General features: G+C 74.2%; 19 protein-coding genes. 9 read left to right on the plus strand and 10 right to left on the minus strand.

Annotation, left to right across the window (positions count from 1 at the left end):
* Positions 1-29: 29 nt before the first annotated feature.
* Positions 30-941 carry a GlxA family transcriptional regulator gene (locus ACQP2P_RS30860; protein WP_433606732.1) on the minus strand — a complete coding sequence of 304 codons (912 nt, stop codon included), beginning with the start codon at positions 939-941 and terminating at the stop codon, positions 30-32.
* Between the two features lie 82 nt (positions 942-1023).
* Between ACQP2P_RS30860 and ACQP2P_RS30865 the strand changes: the two genes are divergently transcribed.
* Positions 1024-1656 carry a DJ-1/PfpI family protein gene (locus tag ACQP2P_RS30865; protein WP_433606734.1) on the plus strand — a complete coding sequence of 211 codons (633 nt, stop codon included), beginning with the start codon at positions 1024-1026 and terminating at the stop codon, positions 1654-1656.
* A 111-nt stretch (positions 1657-1767) separates the two neighbouring features.
* Positions 1768-3864: an MMPL family transporter gene (locus tag ACQP2P_RS30870; protein WP_433606736.1), complete on the plus strand. Its 2097-nt coding sequence runs from the start codon at positions 1768-1770 to the stop codon at positions 3862-3864.
* Here the strand turns inward: ACQP2P_RS30870 and ACQP2P_RS30875 are convergent.
* From ACQP2P_RS30875 to ACQP2P_RS30885, 3 genes are read right to left on the minus strand one after another with little or no spacing between them, the layout of a single operon-like run.
* Positions 3826-4377 (minus strand): GNAT family N-acetyltransferase, encoded by a 552-nt coding sequence (locus ACQP2P_RS30875; protein ID WP_433606738.1) that lies wholly within the window; start codon positions 4375-4377, stop codon positions 3826-3828. The two genes, ACQP2P_RS30870 and ACQP2P_RS30875, sit on opposite strands and share 39 nt — an antisense overlap.
* 24 nt (positions 4378-4401) lie before the next feature.
* Positions 4402-5898, minus strand: coding sequence for a molybdopterin-dependent oxidoreductase (locus ACQP2P_RS30880; protein ID WP_433606740.1), 1497 nt, complete (start codon positions 5896-5898; stop codon positions 4402-4404).
* A complete protein-coding gene (locus ACQP2P_RS30885; RefSeq protein ID WP_433606742.1) occupies positions 5898-6545 on the minus strand; it encodes a fasciclin domain-containing protein in 648 nt (215 codons plus the stop codon). Before ACQP2P_RS30885 ends, ACQP2P_RS30880 begins: the two co-directional genes overlap by 1 nt.
* Before the next feature lie 221 nt (positions 6546-6766).
* On the opposite strand from ACQP2P_RS30885, the gene ACQP2P_RS30890 reads away from it, so the two are divergent.
* The 6 genes from ACQP2P_RS30890 to ACQP2P_RS30915 all read left to right on the plus strand — a co-directional run bounded on the left by ACQP2P_RS30890 (position 6767) and on the right by ACQP2P_RS30915 (position 13419).
* Positions 6767-9694 carry a glycosyl hydrolase gene (locus tag ACQP2P_RS30890; protein ID WP_433606743.1) on the plus strand — a complete coding sequence of 976 codons (2928 nt, stop codon included), beginning with the start codon at positions 6767-6769 and terminating at the stop codon, positions 9692-9694.
* A gap of 19 nt (positions 9695-9713) precedes the next feature.
* Complete coding sequence (locus ACQP2P_RS30895; protein ID WP_433606745.1) at positions 9714-10175, plus strand: S26 family signal peptidase; 462 nt, start codon at positions 9714-9716, stop codon at positions 10173-10175.
* Positions 10176-10270: 95 nt separating this feature from the next.
* Complete coding sequence (locus ACQP2P_RS30900; protein WP_433606747.1) at positions 10271-10483, plus strand: hypothetical protein; 213 nt, start codon at positions 10271-10273, stop codon at positions 10481-10483.
* A gap of 69 nt (positions 10484-10552) precedes the next feature.
* On the plus strand, positions 10553-11059 hold the full coding sequence (locus ACQP2P_RS30905) for a hypothetical protein (RefSeq protein ID WP_433606749.1): 507 nt from the start codon (positions 10553-10555) through the stop codon (positions 11057-11059).
* Positions 11056-12945 carry an ABC transporter ATP-binding protein gene (locus ACQP2P_RS30910; protein WP_433606751.1) on the plus strand — a complete coding sequence of 630 codons (1890 nt, stop codon included), beginning with the start codon at positions 11056-11058 and terminating at the stop codon, positions 12943-12945. The genes ACQP2P_RS30905 and ACQP2P_RS30910 overlap by 4 nt, the downstream gene beginning before the upstream one ends.
* Positions 12946-12975: 30 nt before the next feature.
* The gene (locus ACQP2P_RS30915; protein WP_433606753.1) at positions 12976-13419 is read left to right on the plus strand and encodes a GNAT family N-acetyltransferase; all 444 of its coding nucleotides are present in this window, start codon (positions 12976-12978) and stop codon (positions 13417-13419) included.
* 4 nt (positions 13420-13423) lie between these two features.
* On the opposite strand, the gene ACQP2P_RS30920 is transcribed toward ACQP2P_RS30915, so the two are convergent.
* The 5 genes from ACQP2P_RS30920 to ACQP2P_RS30940 form a co-directional block, all read right to left on the minus strand.
* Complete coding sequence (locus ACQP2P_RS30920; protein WP_433606755.1) at positions 13424-14269, minus strand: hypothetical protein; 846 nt, start codon at positions 14267-14269, stop codon at positions 13424-13426.
* Entirely contained in the window at positions 14266-14616 is a 351-nt protein-coding gene (locus ACQP2P_RS30925) for a DNA glycosylase AlkZ-like family protein (protein ID WP_433606757.1), read from the minus strand. The genes ACQP2P_RS30920 and ACQP2P_RS30925 overlap by 4 nt, the downstream gene beginning before the upstream one ends.
* A gap of 941 nt (positions 14617-15557) precedes the next feature.
* Complete coding sequence (locus ACQP2P_RS30930) at positions 15558-16154, minus strand: universal stress protein (protein ID WP_433606759.1); 597 nt, start codon at positions 16152-16154, stop codon at positions 15558-15560.
* 166 nt (positions 16155-16320) lie between these two features.
* Complete coding sequence (locus ACQP2P_RS30935) at positions 16321-16653, minus strand: TfoX/Sxy family protein (protein WP_433606761.1); 333 nt, start codon at positions 16651-16653, stop codon at positions 16321-16323.
* Entirely contained in the window at positions 16640-17020 is a 381-nt protein-coding gene (locus ACQP2P_RS30940; protein WP_433606763.1) for a nuclear transport factor 2 family protein, read from the minus strand. Before ACQP2P_RS30940 ends, ACQP2P_RS30935 begins: the two co-directional genes overlap by 14 nt.
* A 60-nt stretch (positions 17021-17080) precedes the next feature.
* Here ACQP2P_RS30940 and ACQP2P_RS30945 point away from each other — a divergent pair, with 60 nt between their 5' ends.
* Complete coding sequence (locus ACQP2P_RS30945) at positions 17081-18007, plus strand: RNA polymerase subunit sigma-70 (protein WP_433606765.1); 927 nt, start codon at positions 17081-17083, stop codon at positions 18005-18007.
* Between the two features lie 188 nt (positions 18008-18195).
* Here the strand turns inward: ACQP2P_RS30945 and ACQP2P_RS30950 are convergent, their stop codons facing one another.
* Positions 18196-19431, minus strand: a complete 1236-nt coding sequence (locus tag ACQP2P_RS30950) for an SLC13 family permease (RefSeq protein WP_433606768.1) — start codon at positions 19429-19431, stop codon at positions 18196-18198.
* Positions 19432-19437 lie beyond the last annotated feature (6 nt).

Here is a 19437-nt window from a genome sequence, read left to right on the forward strand (position 1 = left end):
AATCTTCGCACCCGCCGCCGTGGACCGTCTCACCGGAACGTGGTGCGGTAAGCCTGCGGCGTCACCCCGGTCGCGCGCTTGAACTGCGCCCGGAAGTTCGTCGGCGACACGAATCCGGCCAGGTGCGCGATCCGCTCGACCCCGTGCCCGGTCGTCTCCAGCAGCTCCTGCGCGCGCCGCACCCGCGCCGCGGCCAGCCACCGCATCGGGCTGCTGCCGGTCTCCTCGTGGAAGCGGCGGTTCAGGGTGCGCACGCTCAGGCCTGCGCGCGCGGCGATCTCCGCGAGGCTCAGGTCCCGGTGCGCGTGCCGCTCCAGCCAGGCGAGCACCGGCCCGAGCCCGGCGTCGTCGGGCGGGGCGGGGCGGGCGACGTACTGCGCCTGTCCCCCGTCCCGGTGCAGCGGCGCGACCGCGAGCCGTGATGCGTGCGCGGCCGCCGCGGCCCCGTGGTCGCGGCGGACCAGGTGCAGGCACATGTCGACGCCGGCGGTGGCCCCGGCCGAGGTGACGAACTGCCCGGTGTCGACGTAGAGCACGGCCGGGTCCAGGTCGACGCGGGGGTACCGCCGGCGGAACTCCTCCGCCGCGGCCCAGTGCGTGGTGGCGCGCCGCCCGTCGAGGAGCCCGGCCTCGGCGAGCGTGAAGGCGCCGACGCAGATGGACGTGATGCGGGTGCCGGCCGCCGCGGCCGCCCGCAGCGCGTCGAGCGTCGCGGGATCGGCCGGGGCGTCGGCGCTGCGGCCGGGCACGACGATCGTGTCGGCCGTCGCGAGCGCCTCGAGCCCCTGCCGCACCGCGATGCGCATCGGGCCGGCGTCGACGACCTCGGTCGCGGCGCAGACCTCGACGCGGTACCCGGGCACCCGCCCGAGCGTCTCGATCGGCGTCGCGAGGTCGAACGCGATCGTGTCGGGCAGGGCGAGGACGACTACGGTGTGCACACGAACCCCTTGGCACGAAACAGCCGGACTACGGCAATCTTGCCACTGGGCGCCCGGCCCGCCCGCGGCGAGCATCGTGGGCATGCTGATGCAGATCGTGTTGTTCGACGGCTTCGACCCGCTCGACGTCATCGCCCCGTTCGAGGTCCTCGCCGCCGGGGCCGACCTCGCCGGGCGGCCGCAGGACGAGGTGCGGCTCGTGGCCGCGCACGGCCCGGGCGAGGTCACCGGGGCCACCCGCGGGCTGGGCCTGCGCGCGACGGCCGCCCTGGACCCCGCGGCGCCGGGGTACGTGATCGTGCCGGGGGCCGGCGGGGCGGTCGCAGAGATCCCGGCGATCCTCGGCCGGGTCGCCCGGTCGGCCCTGATCGCGCAGGTCCGCGCGGCCCTGGACGCCCCCGGGGTCACGGTCGCGACCGTCTGCGGCGGCTCGCTCGCGCTCGCGCTGGCCGGGCTGCTGCGGGGGCGGCCCGCGGTCACGCACACGCTCGGGATGGACGCGCTCGCGGCGGCCGGCGCGCGGCCCGTGCGCGCCCGGGTGGTCGACGACGGCGACCTGGTCACCGCGGGCGGGGTCAGCTCCGGGCTGGACCTGGGACTGCACCTGGTCGAGCGCGAGTACGGGCCGCGGGTCGCCATCGCGGTGCAGGAGCTGTTCGAGTACGAGCGGCGCGGGACCGCCTGGCGCGACGCGGGGGCCGAACCGGTGGGGTGACCCAGGGTGACACAACGGGTGTTGCGTCGATTCTTGCGTCGGGTCGAGTTTGCGGGGTATCACTCGGGGAAACCTTTCCATCATCGAAAGATCTCTCCGAAAGGCTACGCGATGCGGATTGCGACGGCGATCACCGGCCGGATCGGGGCGATCATCGTCCTGCTCGTGGCGGCCGGCCTGACGGCGCTGGCGTTCGCCACCTCGCCGGAGCAGCCGGCCGCCCGGGCCACCGACGGGCTCCCCGCCGGCAAGCAGTCGACGCGGGTCACCGAGCTGCAGGACCGGTTCCCCAGCGGCCGCACGCAGACCGCCCTGGTGATCTTCGAGCGGGAGGGCGGGCCGCTGACCGACGCCGACCGGCAGGCGGTCGACCGGGCCCGGGCCGCCGCCGGGCCGATCGCGCTCGGCGGCCGGGTCGCGCCCGCGGCGCCGTCCGACGACCGGCAGGCGATGCTCGTCGCGGTGCCGCTGCGGGCCGGCGGGACCGAGCAGGTCGCCGGCGAGGTGGAGCGGCTGCGCGCCGCGGTGACCGGCGTCCAGCCGCCCGAGGGACTGCGGGTGCGCGTCACCGGCGGCCCCGCGTTCGCCCGGGACATCTCGGCCGCGTTCGACGGCGCCGACCTCACGCTGCTGGCCGCGACCGCGATCGTCGTGGCGGTGCTGCTGCTGGTGACGTACCGCAGCCCGATCCTGTGGCTCGTCCCGCTCGCGGTCATCGGCACCGCCGACCAGGTCGTCGCGAAGCTGCTGCCCTGGGTCGCCAAGGTCGCCGGCCAGCCCACGCAGGGCCAGATCAGCGGCATCGTGTCCGTGCTGGTCTTCGGGGCCGGGACGGACTACGCGCTGCTGCTCATCGCCCGGTACCGCGAAGAGCTCCGCCACACCGGGAACCGCCGCGGGGCCATGGCCGCCGCCCTGCGCGGGGCCGCCCCGGCCGTCATCGGCAGCGCCACCACCGTGGTGCTCGCCCTGCTCACGCTGCTCTTCGCGGTGCTGACCACCAACCGCACGCTGGGCGCGGCCGCCGCGCTCGGCGTGATCGTCGCGCTCGTCTTCGGCCTCGTCGTGCTCCCGGCCGCGCTCGTGTGCCTGCCCCGCGGCGTGTTCTGGCCGTTCGTGCCGCGGGTCGGCTCCGAGGACCCGGCCCACGCCGGGTTCTGGTCACGCGTCGCCGGCGGGGTCCAGCGCCGCCCCCGCCTCGTGCTCGCCGCCGCCGTCGTGCTCCTCGCCGCCCTGACCGCCGGGCTCGCCGGCACGAAGATCGGGCTGTCGCAGACCGAGCAGTTCCGCACCGAGGTCGAGTCCGTCACCGGCGCCGAGGCCCTCGCGCGGCACTTCCCGGCCGGCGCCGCCCAGCCGGTCGCGGTCATCGTCGACGCGCCCGCCGCCGACCGTGCCCGGGCCGCCGCGAACGGGGTCGCGGGCGTCGCCGAGGTCGGCGAGCCCGAGCGCTCCGACGACGGCGCGCTCGTGACCTTCACCGTGGACCTGACCAGCGGCTCCGGCACGGCCGCGGCGGACCGCACGGTCCAGGACCTGCGCGCGGCCCTGGCCGGGATCCCGGGCGCGGGCGCGCTCGTGGGCGGGGACCCCGCGGCGGACCTCGACGAGCGCGAGGCCAACCTTCGCGACGACTACGTGGTCGTACCGCTGGTGCTCGCCGTCGTCCTGCTCGTCCTCGTGCTCGTGCTGCGCTCGCTGGTCGCGCCCCTGCTGTTGCTGGTCACGGTCGTGGTGAGCTTCGCGGCCAGCCTCGGCGCCGCGAGTCTCGTGCTGCGCCACGTGCTGGACATCCCGGCGCTGGGCACCGCCGTGCCGCTGCTGGCATTCCTGTTCCTCGTGGCGCTCGGCGTCGACTACAACATCTTCCTGGCCACCCGGGCCCGGGAGGAGGCCCCGCACCTGGGCACCCGCGCGGGCATGGTCCGGGCCCTGGCCACGACCGGCGGCGTGATCACCTCGGCCGGCATCCTGCTCGCCGCGGTGTTCGCGGTGCTCGGCGTGCTCCCGGTGATCGTGCTGACCCAGATCGGCGTCATCGTGGGCATCGGCGTGGTCGTCGACACCCTCGTCGTGCGCACGATCGTCGTGCCGGCCCTGGCCCTGCTGCTGGGCGAGTGGTTCTGGTGGCCGGCCTCCGTCGAGGGCCGGCCCGAGGCGCCCGAGCCGTCAGCCCGCCGCCCCGAGGGAGTCGGTCGCCAGCAGTGACCAGACCTCCGTGTCGTGCCGGGCGCCGTGGTACAGGTACGACTCCCGAAGGACGCCGTCGAGGCGCATCCCGAGCCGGCGCGCCACCGCGGAGCTCGCGGTGTTGTCGGGCCTGCACTTCCACTCGACCCGGTGCAGGCCCCGGGTGTTGACGGCCCAGTCGATGAGCACCCGCGCCGCCGCGGTCACCAGGCCGCGGCCCTGCCCGGCGGGTTCGAGCCAGACCCCGATCTCGCAGGCCCCGGCGTCGGCGCCGAAGTGCACGAACATGGTCCCGCCGACGAGCGTGCCGTCCAGCCAGATGCCGAACAGTCGCCCGGCGTCGCGGGCCTGCAGGTCGGCGTAGCGCTGCAGGGTCGCGCGGGCCGAGTCGAGGTCGGTGCTGACCGACGCCCACGGGATCCAGGGGTCGACCGTCTCCCGGGCCCGGTCCATGTGGGCGAGGAACTCCGCGGCCTGCCACGGCTCCAGCGGGCGCAGCTCGGCCCCGCCCCCGAGGGATACGCTGAACATGATCACACCGTACGCGGGCGCGCATCAGCCGTCGACGGTGACCGTCACCGTGTGCCAGCCGGTGGCGCCGTCGGGGAACGGGGTGGCCCGCCGCTCCGGCTGGAGCGCGCCGGTCCGGTCGGTGGCCCGGACGCGCAGCGTGTGCGGGCCGGGCGGCGCGGCCCACGTCAGCCGCCACTGCACCCAGGTGTCGTCCGAGGGCACCGGCAACAGCTCGGCCCGCCGCCACGGCTCGGCGTCGACCTGCACCTCGACCGCGGCGATCCCGCGGCCCTGGGCCCAGGCGACCCCGGCCACCGGGACCGAGCCGGCCCGCACGTGCCCGAACGAGCCGGGGCGGTCGATGCGCGACGCGGTCTTGACCGGCCCGCGGGGCGCCCAGCCGCGCTCGACCCAGTACGCGTCGACGGCGGCGAACGTGGTCAGCTCGATCTCGGTGAGCCATTTGCAGGCGCCCGCGTAGCCGTACACCCCCGGCGTCAGCATCCGCACCGGGAACCCGTGCTCGAGCGGCAGCGGCTCCCCGTTCATGCCGACGCACAGCAGCACGTCCGGGGTGTCGAGCACGGTGCCGAGCGGGGTGCCGATGCTCATCCCGTCGACCGAGCGGGCCACGACCTGGTCGGCGCCCGGGTCGATCCCGGCCTCGCGCAGCAGCGGGGCGAGCGGCACCCCGAGCCAGCGGGCGGTGCCGATGTACGGGCCGCCGATCTCGTTCGACACGCAGTTGAGCGTGATGTGCCGCTCGACCAGGGGCCGCTGGAGCAGCTCGGCGAAGGTGAACGTGCGCGGCCGCTCGACCCGGCCGTGGATGCGCAGCCGCCAGGCGCCGAGGTCGACCCGCGGCACGGTGAGCGCGGTGTCGACGCGGTAGAAGTCCTCGTTCGCGGTCACGAAGCCGGGGTCCTGCCCGGCCGGCAGGGGCGGCACGGGATCGGCGGGGGCGGGCAGCCGTACGGCGGCGCGGTCCCGGGCCGCCTGCCCGCCCCGCACGCGGCGGGTCAGCACCGCTCCCCCGCCCGCGACGGCGACGAGGGCCGCGGCCCGCAGGAAGGCGCGCCGGTCGAACCCGTCCGGCCGGGGCGGCTCCCGGTGCGCCGTCCACAGCAGGATCCCGGTGACGGCCCCGCCCACCAGGGACGGCAGCACCGCGAGGGGGCCGGCGGCCGGGCGGCTCAGGGCCGCCGCGGCGCCGACGACGGCGAAGAGCGCGGCCCCGGCCGTGCCGTACCGGCGCCGCCGGGCCGCGAGCAGCCCGACGACCACGGCGACCACGGCCAGCGCGACGGCGATCCCGCCGAGCAGGACCGGCTTGTCCGCGGTGCCGAAGGTGCGCACCGCGAACTCCTTGACCGGCGTCGGGGCCGCGTCGACGAGCACCCCGCCGACCGCGACGGCCGGGCCGGCCGCCGGGTCGGTGAGCGCCGCGATCAGCTCGGCGACGGCGACTCCCGCCGCCGCGGCCAGCAGGCCCGCGAGGCCCGACCGGCCGGCGCGGCGGCGGCTCTGCACGGTGGACATCAGCTCTTGGGCATGAGCACGGTGTCGACGATGTAGACGGTCGCGTTCGCCGTCTGCACGTTGCCGCACACGACCATGGCGTTGCCGTTGACGGTGAAGCTGGTGCCGGAGCCGGTCACCATGAGGTCGGTGCCCTGCAGGGTCTTGTGGGTGCCGGCCAGTTCCGACGGGCTCAGCTTGCCGGACACCACGTGGTAGGTCAGCACGGCGGCGAGGGTCTTCGGGTCGGCCAGCACCTTGTCCAGATCGGCCTTCGGGATCTTCCCGAACGCGTCGTTGGTCGGCGCGAAGACGGTGATGCCGTTGGCGTTGTTGAGCGAGTCGACCAGGTTGGCCTGCTTCACCGCACCGACCAGGGTGGACAGCAGCGGGTTGCCGGCGGCCGCGGAGGCGACCGGGACCTTGGCCATCGCGTCGAAGCTGCCCGGGTTGGCCGGGTCCGTCGGCACCGCCGCGCAGCCCGAGCCGAACTGCGTTCCCGTGCCCGTCATCGGCGCGGCACTGGACGGGGCGGCGGCGGTCGTCATCGGGGCCGACGTCGGCGCCGACGGTGCGGCCGTGTCGTGCGACGAGCCGCCCCCGCACGCGGCGAGGGACAGGGCGAGGGCGGTGGCGGCGGCCACGGCGGCGAACTTGGTGCGAACCATGAGTAATCCCCTTCAATCGGTACCTTCGCCGATGATTCGCAGCCGGGACCGCGCCGGATGGGTCCGACTTGTGGCGAGAGCGCTCTCAACACGTATGGGCAGCTCACGGCGGAGATTGAGAGCGCTCTCCGGAAACCCGTCATTGACACTGGTCGCATATGGTGCGCAGAATTCGCAAGGACCCCCGAAGCCCGCCACTTCGAACTCACGGAGTCCACCCCATGCGCCTGAGAAAAGGCCGGCCCATCGCGGCCGGTGCGATCGCCGTCGCCGTGGTCGCCACCGCGCTGACCTTCCTCGCCCTCCCCAGCGCCGAGGCCGCCACGCTCGGCTCCGGCAGCTACGCCACCACCACCCCGGCCGGTGCCACGGGCCCGACCGGCTGCGGCGGCATCGCGACGAACCCGCGGCAGTACGTCACCGCGAACGCCCCCGCCGGAGCCGTGCCCACGAACGACTGGTGGTCGTCGCTGCTGTTCAAGCGGACCGACTGCAACTACTCCCTGCCGCTCGAGGCCCACCCGATGGCGTTCAAGCCCGCCGCGAACGGCCTCGGCGTCTCGTACACCACCGAGGCCGCCATCTCCGGCACCGCGACCGGCGTCGGGGAGTACCACTTCCCGTACACCACCGAGTTCACCCTCGGCGTGGCCGGCCTGAACGCGCCGAACACCCTGGTGGACGGCTGGACCGACTGGACCGTCACCCCCTCGTGGTCCGACGGCGCCCGCACGCTGAAGACGACCATCGGCCACGGGATCCCGTTCGTGTACGCCCGCACCTCCGGCGGCAACGCGCAGCTGACCTTCGGCGGCGCGCCCACCGTGTGGTCCAACAGCGGCGCCCGCGTCGGGTTCACCGTGCGCGGCCACGACTACATGGCCTACGCGCCCACCGGGGCGACGTGGACGGTCAGCGGCTCGACCATCACCTCGACGCTGGCCGGCAAGGACTACTTCTCCGTCGCGCTGCTGCCAACCACCACGTCGACCTCGGCCGCGGACCGCACGGCGCTTGCGAACACGTACGGCACGTACGCCCACAACCACGTCACCGGCACCCGCGTCGCGTGGAGCTACAACCAGTCGGCGAGCACCGTCAACGCCAGCTACACCGTCACCACCACCGCCCGCGAGGGCACCGGCTCCGGCACGGTGCTCGCGCTCTACCCGCACCAGTGGAAGAGCCTGTCGGGCAGCACCCCGATCACGCAGACCTACGTCTCCCCGCGCGGGACGATGAAGGTGCTCACGGGCACCGGCGCGTTCACGACGGCCACCCGCTACCAGGGCGTGCTGCCGGAGATCCCCGCGGTCGCCGACTCCGCCGGCGCCGACCTGAGCACCGTCGGCGCCTACCTGGACCAGGTGGCCACCGGCGACCCGCTGGCCGGGTTCGGCAACGACACCTACTGGACCGGCAAGGCCCTCGGCCGCGCCGCCCGGGCCGCCGAGCTCGCCGACCAGCTCGGCCGCACCGCCCAGCGCGACGCGCTGCTGAACGCCATCCGCACCCGCCTGACCGACTGGTTCACCGCGGGCTCGGGCGAGTCGCAGCGGCTGTTCGTCTACAACCAGGCGTGGGGCACGCTCATCGGCTACCCGGCCTCGTACGGCTCCGACCAGGAGCTCAACGACCACCACTTCCACTACGGCTACTACATCGCCGCGGCCGCGACCCTCGCCAAGTTCGACAAGGCGTGGGCGGCCACGAGCGCGTACGGCGGGATGGTCAACCTGCTCATCCGGGACGCCAACAACCCGGACCGGGGCGACACCATGTTCCCGTTCCTGCGCGACTTCGACATCTACGCCGGGCACGACTGGGCGTCCGGGCACGGGTCGTTCGGGGCCGGCAACAACCAGGAGTCCTCGTCGGAGGGCATGAACTTCGCCAACGCGCTCATCCAGTGGGGCATCGCGACCGGCAACACCGCGGTCCGCGACGCCGGGCTCTACATCTACTCCACGCAGGCGCAGGCGATCCAGGAGTACTGGTTCGACTCCGCCAACCAGAACTTCCCGTCCACGTTCGCGCACAACACGGTCGGCATGGTCTGGGGCGACGGCGGGGCCTACGCGACCTGGTTCAGCGGCGAGCCGGAGATGATCCAGGGCATCAACATGCTCCCGGTGACCGGCGGCTCCTTCTACATGGGGTACAAGCCCTCGTACATCGCCACCAACTACAACGAGATGACGACCAACAACGGCGGCCCGCCCACGGTGTGGCAGGACGTGCTGTGGTCGTTCCAGGCGCTGGGCAACGGCGACCAGGCGCTCGCGAACCTGCGGGCGAACCCCGGGTACACCCCGGAGGAAGGCGAGAGCAGGGCGCACACCTTCCACTGGATCCGCAACCTCGCCGCGCTGGGCACCGTGGACGCCTCGGTGACCGCGAACACGCCGCTGTACGCGGTGTTCACGAAGAACGGCCAGCGCACGTACGCCGCGACGAACCTCGGCTCGACGGCGCTCACGGTCACGTTCTCCGACGGCCACACGCTGAGCGTCGGGGCCGGGACGACCGCGACCAACGGGGCCTTCACGTGGAGCGGCGGGAACGGGACCAGCAACCCGCCGTCGTCGCCGCCGCCCACCACCACGTCCCCGTCGCCGTCGCGCTCGGCCTCGAGCTCGCCGCCGCCGCCCGCCGGCTCCAACAAGTTCTTCCTGCGCTCGGGGCCGGCCCTGAACACCGCGGCCGGCGCCGGAGCGGCCACGCAGACCATCACCGCGGCCAACGGCAACTACGACGGCACCCCGCACAACCCGGTCACCTACACGGCATGCGGCATCACCGGCGCGACCAACGGCGCGGCGACCCAGTTCGCGTTGCACATCGACGCCGGCACCGCGGTCGGGCAGGGCGTCCAGGCCCGGGTCTCGTACGACTTCACCGGCGGCGGCACCTACGGCCGGGTCGAGACGTACCGCTACTTCGCCACCGACCCGGTCGCGGGCACCGAGCAGTACACCCAGGCCGCGGGCCTCGCGTCCTCGTCCGGCACCCTGTCGGCGATGAACCGCGGCTGCGTGAAGCTGGAGCTGTGGAACGCCATCGGCAACGCGAACACCACCGTGCGCGTGGACGCCACCGCCGCCAACGGCAACCAGTCCACCCTCACGATCCCCTACACCGTCTCCTGACCCGATACCCTTCGGGCCCATGAGGCCCCTCCTGATCGGCGCCGGCGTCCTCCTCGGAGGCGCCGGCGCCTTCGTGTTCCTGCGCCGCCGGTTCGTCGTCGTCACCGTCAGCGGGCCGAGCATGGAGCCCACCCTCGCGCACGGCGACCGGCTGCTGGTGCGCCGCCGCCCGGCCCCGCCGGCGCGCCCCGGCGACATCGTGGTGCTGCAGCCGCCCCCCGACGACCTGGACTGGGACGCCCTCCCGCGGCGCACCGGCACCCGCGGCCCGTGGAACATCAAGCGCGTCGCCGCCGGGCCCGGCGACCCGGTGCCCGCCAGCGCCGCCGAGGCGTGCGGGCTGGACGCCGGGGCGCCGGTGCCCGCCGGGCGGTACGTCGTCGTCGGCGACGGCGCGGTCAGCTACGACTCGCGCGAGTGGGGCCTACTGCCCGCCGACCGGATCCTCGGCGTGCTGCGGCGCCGGCTGGCCGCTCGGTAGCAACGCGGTAGGACTCCCGTAGCCGGCTTTGCGAGCGTCGATCCGGCGGTCATCGCCGCCGCGCCCGCAAGGACGCCAATACAGGAGGTTCCCGCATGTCCAGAGTGCTCAACGCCCTCGGCGACCGGATGCTCGGCGCGCTGCTGCCGAAGACGACCGCGCACGCAATCACGTGCCGCGGCCAGATCGTCGGGGAGAGCGGCAGCTGCGAGATCTACTGCTACATCTGGACGGGAGGCCGCTCGGAGAAGATGCGCCGGTGCAGCACGCAGACCACGTGCACCCACGTCTGCTACGACTGCTGCTGACGTCCTGACGCCGCCGGCCGGCGCCGGGAACGGTGCCGGCCGGCGGTCGCGAGCCTCCGGGAGCCCCTCATGCCCTTCCTCATCGCCGCGGTCGCGCTCGTCGGACTGCTGTGCCTGGTCGACCTCCTGCTCACCGTCGCGGTCATCCGCCGCCTGCGCGAGCACACCACTGCCCTCGCCGAGCTCAAGGCCAAGTCCCCGGACGCGGGACTGCTGCGCCCCGGCACCCCCCTGCCGTCCTTCGCCGGGTCCCGCCCGGACCTCGAGGTGCTCGCGTTGCTGTCCACCACCTGCTCGGTCTGCGTCACCGAGCTGCCGGACCTGGCCGCGTTCCTGGCCGGGCGCGCCGCCCCCGAGCGGGCGCTCGTGGTCGTCGCGGGCCCCGACAACGCCGACGCGCACCGCCTGACCGAGGGGCTGGAAGCCTTCGCGACGGTCCTGCGGGAGCCCCTCGACGGCCCCGTCGCCACCGCGTTCGACAACCACCTGTTCCCGACGTTCTACCTCGTCCGCGACGGCGTGGTGCGCGCGAACGCGATCAGCGTCGAGTCCCTCTCCGAGCCCGTGCCGCTATGAGCACCGGCTCCTGGGCCGATCCGGGGCCGCAGGCGGGCGGGCTGGGAGCGCGGGCGGGGGCGGCCGTCGCGCTCGTGTGGCGGGCCGGCAAGGGCGCGCTGCTCGGCTCGGCCGCCCTCGCCCTGCTCGCCGGGGCCTGGCCGGTCGCCGGGGCCTGGCTGACCAAGCTCGTCATCGACCGGATCGGGCGGCCCGGGCCGGCGCTCGGCACCCTGATCGCGCTCGCCGCCGGGCTCGCCGTCGTCGGGGTGCTCAGCGCGACCGTGCCGCACCTGCAGCGGTACCTCGACGCGCAGCTGCGCCGCCGCATCGACCTGCTGGCCCGCGCCGAGCTCTTCGCGGCCGTCAACCGGTTCGTCGGGCTGTGCCGCTTCGAGCAGCCCCGCTTCCACGACCGGCTGCGCATGGCCGAGCAGGCCGGGCAGGCCGCGGCCAGCCAGATCGTGCAGCCCGGCATCGACGCGGCCCGGATGCTGGTCACCGTCGGCGGGTTCGTCGCCACCCTGTCGGTGCTCAGCCCGGTCATGACCGCCGTGGTGCTGCTCGCCGCCGCCCCCGCGGTCGCGGCCGAGGTGCTGCTGGGCCGGGCGCGGGCGGCGATGGCCTGGCGGATGAGCCCGCGGGCCCGCCGCCAGCTGTTCTACGCCGACCTGCTCACCGACCTGCGCGCGGCCAAGGAGGTGCGGCTGTTCGGCCTCGGCGGCTTCCTGCGCGGGCGGCTGCTGCGCGAGGTCGGCGCGGCCAACGACGGCGAGCAGGCCCTGGACCGGCGCGAGGTGCTCGTGCAGGCCGGGCTCAGCGCGCTCGGCGGCATCGCGGCCGGCGCCGGGCTCGTCCGGGTGGTCGCCGACGCGGCCGGCGGCCGGCTCTCCGTCGGCGACATCGCCGTGTTCGTCGCCGCCGTCGCCGGTGTCCAAAGTGGACTGGTCGGGCTCGTCGGCCAGCTCGGCGGGGCGTACGAGGCTCTGTTGCACTTCGGCCACTACCGCGCGGTGCTGCGCGCGGGGCCGGACCTGCCCGTGGCGCCCGCCGCCCCGCCCGTGCCCGCGCTGCGCGAGGGCATCGAGCTGCGCGACGTGTGGTTCCGCTACGACGACGCCCACCCCTGGGTGCTGCGCGGCGTCGACCTGTTCCTGCCCCGCGGGCAGGCCGTCGCCCTCGTGGGGCTCAACGGCTCCGGCAAGTCGACGCTGGTGAAGCTGTTGTGCCGGTTCTACGACCCGCAGCGCGGCGCCGTGCTGTGGGACGGCGCCGACATCCGGGGCTTCGACCCGGCGAGCCTGCGCCGGCGGCTCGCCGCGGTGTTCCAGGACTACGTCGCCTTCGACCTCACCGCCGCGGAGAACGTCGGGCTCGGCGACCTCGGCGCGCTAGAGGACCGGGACCGGCTGCGGGCGGCCGCGACCCTCGCCGGGATCGACGGGACGCTGTCGGGGCTGCCGCGCGGCTACGACACCATGCTCAGCCGCACCTTCTTCGACGCCGCCGACGGCGACGACGACCCGGAGGCCGGGGTGCTGCTCTCCGGCGGGCAGTGGCAGCGGGTCGCGCTCGCCCGGGCCTACCTGCGCGGCGACCGGGACCTGGCGATCCTCGACGAGCCCAGCGCCGGGCTGGACGCCGAGGCCGAGCACGACCTGCACCGCGACCTGCACCGGCACCGGGCCGGGCGCACGAACCTGCTGATCTCGCACCGGCTCAGCGCCGTGCGCACCGCCGACCTCATCGTGGTGCTCGCCGAGGGCCGGATCGTGGAGCAGGGCACGCACGCGGCGCTCATGGCCGCCGGCGGCGCGTACGCGCGGCTGTTCGAGCTGCAGGCGGCCGGCTACTCGGCGGACCACCCGGCCGGGCCGGCCACTGCTCCGGCCGACGTTCCAGGGTGATGGTGCCCGTGACCCGGTACCGTGCGACACATGGGCACCCACACGTCCGCGGCCCGGCCCGGGGAGCACACCTTGCGCATCCGCACGTTCCGCTGGGCCGACTACGAGGGCGCGGTGGCGCTGTGGGAGGCCGGCGGAAACGACGTCCTGCCGCGGGCCGAGCTGGAGGCGAAGCTGACCCGGGACCCGGAGCTGTTCCTGGTCGCCGAGGCCGGCGACGGCGCGCTGGTGGGCGTGGTGCTGGGCACCTACGACGGGCGCCGCGGCTTCATCCTCCGGCTCGCCGTCGACGCGTCCCGGCGGCGCCAGGGCATCGCGACCCGGCTCGTCGCCGAGCTGGAGGAGCGGCTGAAGGCGCTCGGCTGCCCGCGCGTGAACCTGCTCGTGATGCCGCAGAACGCGTCGGGGCTGCGGTTCTGGCAGGCGCTCGGCTACCTGCCGATGCCCGACGTGCTCTGCACCAAGCCGCTGTGAGGCCTCAGCCGTTGCGGTGGTGCTTCTTCACGAACGTGTACCCGGGCGCCAGCGGCTCGTCGGGGAACTGGCCGCTGTCGATCGCCTGGCGGTGCAGCGCGAGGGCGCGCGGGGACGGGCGGGTGCCGGGCTGCAGCTTGCGGATGAAGCCGGCGACCCAGTGCTCGTGCCGGTTGGAGGGGTCGGTCTCGGCCGGCTCCTCGGGCCGCACGGCCGGCTCCAGCAGCGGCGCGTAGAACAGCATCGGCACCACCTCGCAGCCGTCGGCGGGCGGGAACGACGGCCGGCCCTCGGCGTCGAGGCTGCCGTCGACGCGGGTGACGTACCCCTCGCGGATGAGCTGGTCGATCGCGTTGCGCAGCAGGAAGGTCCCGCGGGTCCCGCGCCCGAGCCCGGCACGCTTGACGAGATCCGCCTCGGGAAACACCGCGCTGCCGTCCTCGAACACCCGCCCGTGGCGCCGCACCGCGTCCAGCACCTTGCCCCGGTTGGAGTTGGCGGGACGGAACTCGTGGGTCACGATCAGGGGGTCGTACTCGTGGAAGTACGCGATCCCGTCGACCTTCAGCGGCTCGTCGAGCGGCTTCGTGCGCAGCTGCACCTGGCGGCGGGCCGGCTGCCAGGTCAGCCCCACGAGCACGCCGACATGCGCGTCCGGCGGCCACGCGACACCGATCCGCACGCCGTCCTCGTCGCGCTCGGCCACGGCGTCGAAGACCAGCCGGCCCGGGGTGACCCCGTGGGCGCGGTGGTCGAGCACGACGGTCTCGGCCTCGGCGCACTCCGGCGGCACCGGCATCGTCCCGCCGTCGACGTCGGCGCGGCGCAGCGCGTACCAGGCAGTCCTCACGCTGGGAATCTACCCGCCCGCACGGCCGGCGACAGGTAGGCCGCGGGGACACGAAGCCCTGCCGGCCAGGCCGTGAGCCGCTCGGCCTCCTCGTCGAGGCGCTTGCGCGGGACGTCCTGCAGCAGATGCACGCGCACGACCCCGGCGTCGTCCTGCGTCCAGCACCCCACGAACCGCCCGCCGACCCAGGCCTTCGCGCCCGCGTTGCCGCGCCCGTCCACGATCCGCGCCCGGTGCGGGCCGAGGTAGCAGTCGCGACCCCGCCGGCCCGTGACGGTCGGGTCGAGCACGGGCAGCAGCGCCACCCCTGGATCGGTGGGCGTGACGGTGACGCGGACGTCCGTCATCGTCCACGTGGCGCATTCGGATCATGTTGCCACACGACATGTCGGGCGCTCCGCGCCGCGACATGTCGGATTTATACCCTGACCGGGGATAAGTCGACTCTCTGGGCCACTGATGATCACTGGATCGTCCGGCCCACCATCTCGCCCTCGCGCACGCGACCTGCACGTTCCGCACCTCGCGCACGCGACTGCGAACCTCCGCACCCGGGGACGTGGTTGTGCATCCCCGCACTCCGCACGTGAACGCACACCCCGGCACCCCGCACACGCGCACCCCGGGCACGTGATTGCGCACCCCCGCACCTCGCGAACGCGGCCGGGCATCCTCGCGCCTCAGGGTCGTGGTTGTGCATCCTCGTGCCGCGGGCTGCGGGACGTCGGCGGCCGCCCAATGAGTAAGCGTGGTCCCGCCGCGTCGTTGCCCACTGGGCATTCCTCTTGGCCGATTTCCTGTGCCGGGCCGGTGCGGGTCATCATTCGGTGATCCCGGTTGCAAAATCTTCGCTATTTGAGCTTGGCGTGGTTCGGGATCGTGGTTTCGGTCGTGTTCTGGGACAATTGTTCGTATGGGGCAGATGCAGTTGTTCAGTTCGCGGGAATTGGCTGCTATGCGGGATCGTACGAAGGCTCGGAACTGGTGGCTCGGGAAGGATGAGTTCCGTCGGGAGGCGCAGCGGCGGCGTGATTGGGGATTGGTGAGGCGGCACGCGGAGAAGCTGCGTCGGATCCACGGTTCCATAGAGAATGCTCCGACACGATCGCTTCCCGACCTACGCGAATCCGCCGAGCAAAATCGTAGCCGCGTCTGCCCCGGACCCGAAGCGGCAATTCCGCAGTCGCCTCCGTGCGATTCCACCGCCGCGCCGGTCGCGCCTGTCCCGACTCGCACGAATTGCGGTGATCGGCCGGCGGTGCGCCGCGATATCCAGGTCGGGCCCGCCCTAGTGGCGCGGGGGCGGCGGGGCGTGATGATGATGCGGCGGAGGGGGCGGCTCGACACCCGGCGGTGGGGGCGGCGGGCCGTGATGATGATGCGGCGGCGGGGGCGGCTCGGCACCTGGCGGCGGTGGGGGCGGCGGCGTCGTGACCAGTGGCTGCTCCGGCCATACAAGCAGCACGGGGCACGGTGCATGGTCCACCACGAAGCGCGTGAAGCGGCCCAGGCTCCGCGGGCCCACCCGCGTCCGGTCGCCGTCGCGCGCCACCACGAGCATGTCCGCGCCGAGCTCGTTGCACGCGGCGATGACCTCGTGCTCGGTGCGGCCACGGCGTACGGCCGTCTCGCAGGGCCGGTCCAGCGACGCGGCGGCCGCGGTCAGGAGGTCCCGCTCGGCGGCCTCGGACGCCGCGGCCATGGCCGGGCCCGGGTCGCGGTGGCCGCGACCGAGCAGGCCGCTCCAGGCGCCGCTCACCTCGCCGGCCGTGGTCGGGTCCACGATGTGCAGGAGGGTGATGCGCGCATCGGAGGGGGCGTGCCGGGCGGCGGCCTCGGCGGCGGCGGCCCAGGTGCCCTCGGCTAGCCAGACGAGCACATGCATGTACCGAGGTTCCCAGACGATCCACGCATGTCGCCACCCGTGAGCCGAATCGGGCGAATTCCCTGACGCAGGGCTCGCGGCAACCGCCCCGGCAGCGACCGCGAAGCGCCGACGAACCGGTGCCGACCGCCACCCGCCCGGCGGTGTCGGCGGGTGGCGGTCGGCGTCAATCGGTCGGCAGCGTCAGCGCGTGGGTCAGGCCGCGCCGAACCCAGGTGGTCAGGTCCGAACGTGTGGCGCAGGCGTGCTCGGCCACCGTGATCCAGCCTCGCAGGGGCCGGCCCCGCATCGTCGTCGTGGCCGCGCCCGGCTCGGCGAGCATCGCCTCGTGGTCGGGCCGGGCGACGCGCACCATCAGGCCGCCGTCGTGCCGGGCGACGACGGCGATGTGACCGTGCACCAGCCAGGCGAGACCGCCGAACATCCGCTGCTCCGTCACGCCCGGCTGCTCGGTGACGATCTTCCGCACCCGGGCGGCCAGGTGCTCATCGAACGCCATCGCCGGCCTGCCCGCGTCGGAACTCCTCGAACGGCACGCGGTCGAAGATGAACCGGTTGTGGACGATTTTTCCGTCCCGGACGGTGACGCACTCGGCCGCCGGTGCGCTCCTGGCCGGGACCGTCTCGGTGTCGTACATGATCAGGGCCGTCTTCTCGTCGCCGAACGCCGCGAGCATCTCCGAGCGGATCAGGAGCTGTCCGGCGAAGGGCGCCAGAAATTCGCGGTACGCCCGCAGGCCGACGAGTCGCCCGGCGGGGGCGTCGAGCACCACGTCGTCGGCGATGTAGGTCATCGCCGCCTCCAGGTCCCCGGCCGTCCATGCGCGGTGGTGGGCCACGGCGATCTGCAATGCTGGACTGGTCATGATCTCTCCAATCGGTGTGGTGCCCGTACCGACACCGACGACCCGGGAAATGGAACGGCTGTGACACAGGTCACCTTCGAGGACCTGGTGGCGGAGCACCGGCGCGAGCTGCTCGTGCACTGCTACCGCCTCCTGGGCTCGGTGACCGACGCCGAGGACGTGCTGCAGGAGGTACTGCTGGCGGCCTGGCGCGGCCTCGACGGGTTCGAGGGCCGCGCGTCGCCGCGGTCGTGGCTGTACCGGATCGCCACCAATCGCTGCCTCAACGCGCTGCGCGATCGCGGCCGGCGGATCCCGGCCGAGCCCCGGCCCCCGTTCCAGCCCCCCGAGCCCAGCCGTCGCACTCATGCGACCTGGCTGCAGCCGTACCCGGACGTGTTGCTGCCCGACACCGATCCCGGCCCCGAGGCGCGCTACACCACCCGGGAGGCCATCGAGCTGGCGTTCGTCGCCGCGCTGCAGCGGCTCACACCCCGGCAAGCCGCCGCGCTGGTGCTCTGTGACGTGCTGGGGTACCCGCCGGGTGCTGTCGCCCCGATGCTGGACACCACACCGGCCGCCGTCAAAGGCCTGCTCCAGCGCGCCCGCGGGGCGATCGAACGACACCGCGAACCCACCCGCGCGGCAGCACCCGCGGCCGGGTCGGCACAGGAACGCCGGCTGGTCGACCGCTTCGCCGAGGCCTTCACCGGCGGCGACATCGACACCGTGGTCGGGCTGCTCACCGACGAGGCCTGGCTGGCCATGCCGCCCGCCCCGCACGAGTACCGCGGGCCGGCGGCGATCGCCTCGTTCCTGCGGGCCAGTGCCGCCTGGCGCGCCGGTCAAGGGCTGCGGCTCCGGCTGCGCCCGACTCGCATGAACGGGCAGCCCGCGTTCGCCTCACAGCTCGTGGGTACCGCCTTCGAGCGACCCGGCGGGCTCATGGTGCTCACGCCGGCCGGCGACCGCCTGCACGCCATGACCATGTTCCTCCACGACGTCTGAGTCGAGGCCCACCGCCGAGGCCCGGCACCGCGGCCCTTCAGGCGCCTTCCGCGCGCACGATCGCCACGGGGCGGCCTTTGGCGAAGACGAAGCGGCCGCCGCCGAATCGGGCAGATCCCCCGACAGGGTATAAATCCGATATGTCGCGGCGCGAAGCGCCCGACATATCGGACACAAGAAGCGAACGTTCACATCCCCGCGATCCGCAGACCGGCCCACAGCGCCGCCACCGCCGCCAGCAGCGCCGCCGGCACCGTCAGCGCGCCCAGCCGCAGGAACCGCCCAGCCGAGGGAGCGGCGTCGCGCGCGTGCAGGATCTGGCGCCACAGCAGGGTCGCGAGGGAGCCGACGTACGTAAGGTTCGGGCCCACGTTCACCCCGATGAGCACCGCCAGCAGCAGGCCCGGCGAGTGCTGCACCGCCGGCACCAGCACCAGCGTCGCCGGCAGGTTGTTCAGCAGGTTCGCCAGCAGCGCCGCCAGGGCCGCGACCGCCAGCAGGCCCAGGAAGGACGCGTCGCGCGGGGTCAGCGCGTCGACGAGCCGGCCCAGGCCGTGCTCGCGCACCGCCAGGACCACCACGCCCAGGCCGAGGACGAAGGCGCAGAAGGCCGGGTTCGCGGCCTTGATCGCGGCCTTGAGCTCCAGTGTGCGGGCGCGGATCAGGGGGACGGCCAGGGCCAGGGCGCCGGCCGCGGCCGCGAAGGCGGGGTGGATCCCCACGGGCTGGCCCGCGGCGAAGCCGGCGAGGGTGAGGACCAGCACGACGAGGGCGTAGCGCGGGGCCTTCGCCGGCTCGGCGGCGGGTGGCGTGGACGCCACGGCGAGGTCGGAGGCGAAGAAGCGGCGCAGGATGACGTACTCGACCGCGACCACCGCCAGCCACGGGGCGGCCATCAGCCCGGCGAAGGCCGCGAAGCCTAGGCCGCTCGCGGCGAACGCGAGCAGGTTGGTGAGGTTGGAGACCGGCAGGAGTAGTGAGGCCGAGTTCGCCAGGTGGGTGCAGGCGTAGACGTGCGGGTCGGGGCGGGCGCGGATGCGCAGGGCGGCGGCGAAGACGACCGGGGTCAGCAGCACCACCGTCGCGTCGAGGCTGAGGACCGCGGTGACCAGGGCGGCCGCGGCGAAGACCGCCCCCAGCAGGCGCTGCGGGCGGCCCTGGGAGTGGCGGGCGGCCAGGTCGCCGATGTACGCGAAGACGCCGTGCACCTCCGCGAGGTACGACAGCAGCAGCACGGCCGCGAGGAACCCCACGGTGGGGCCGAGCTCGCGGACCTCGGCCCAGGCAGCGGTGCGCGAGACGAGGCCGAAGAGCACCGCCAGGACCGCCGCCGGGACCGCGGCCACGGCCTCGGGCAGCCCGAACGGCCGCGCCACGGCGAATCCGAGCACGGCGACCAGCAGCAGCACAGCGACGACCAGCACGGCGGC

Source organism: Dactylosporangium sp. CA-139114 (assembly GCF_050955725.1).
In the GTDB taxonomy this organism is placed as follows: domain Bacteria; phylum Actinomycetota; class Actinomycetes; order Mycobacteriales; family Micromonosporaceae; genus Dactylosporangium.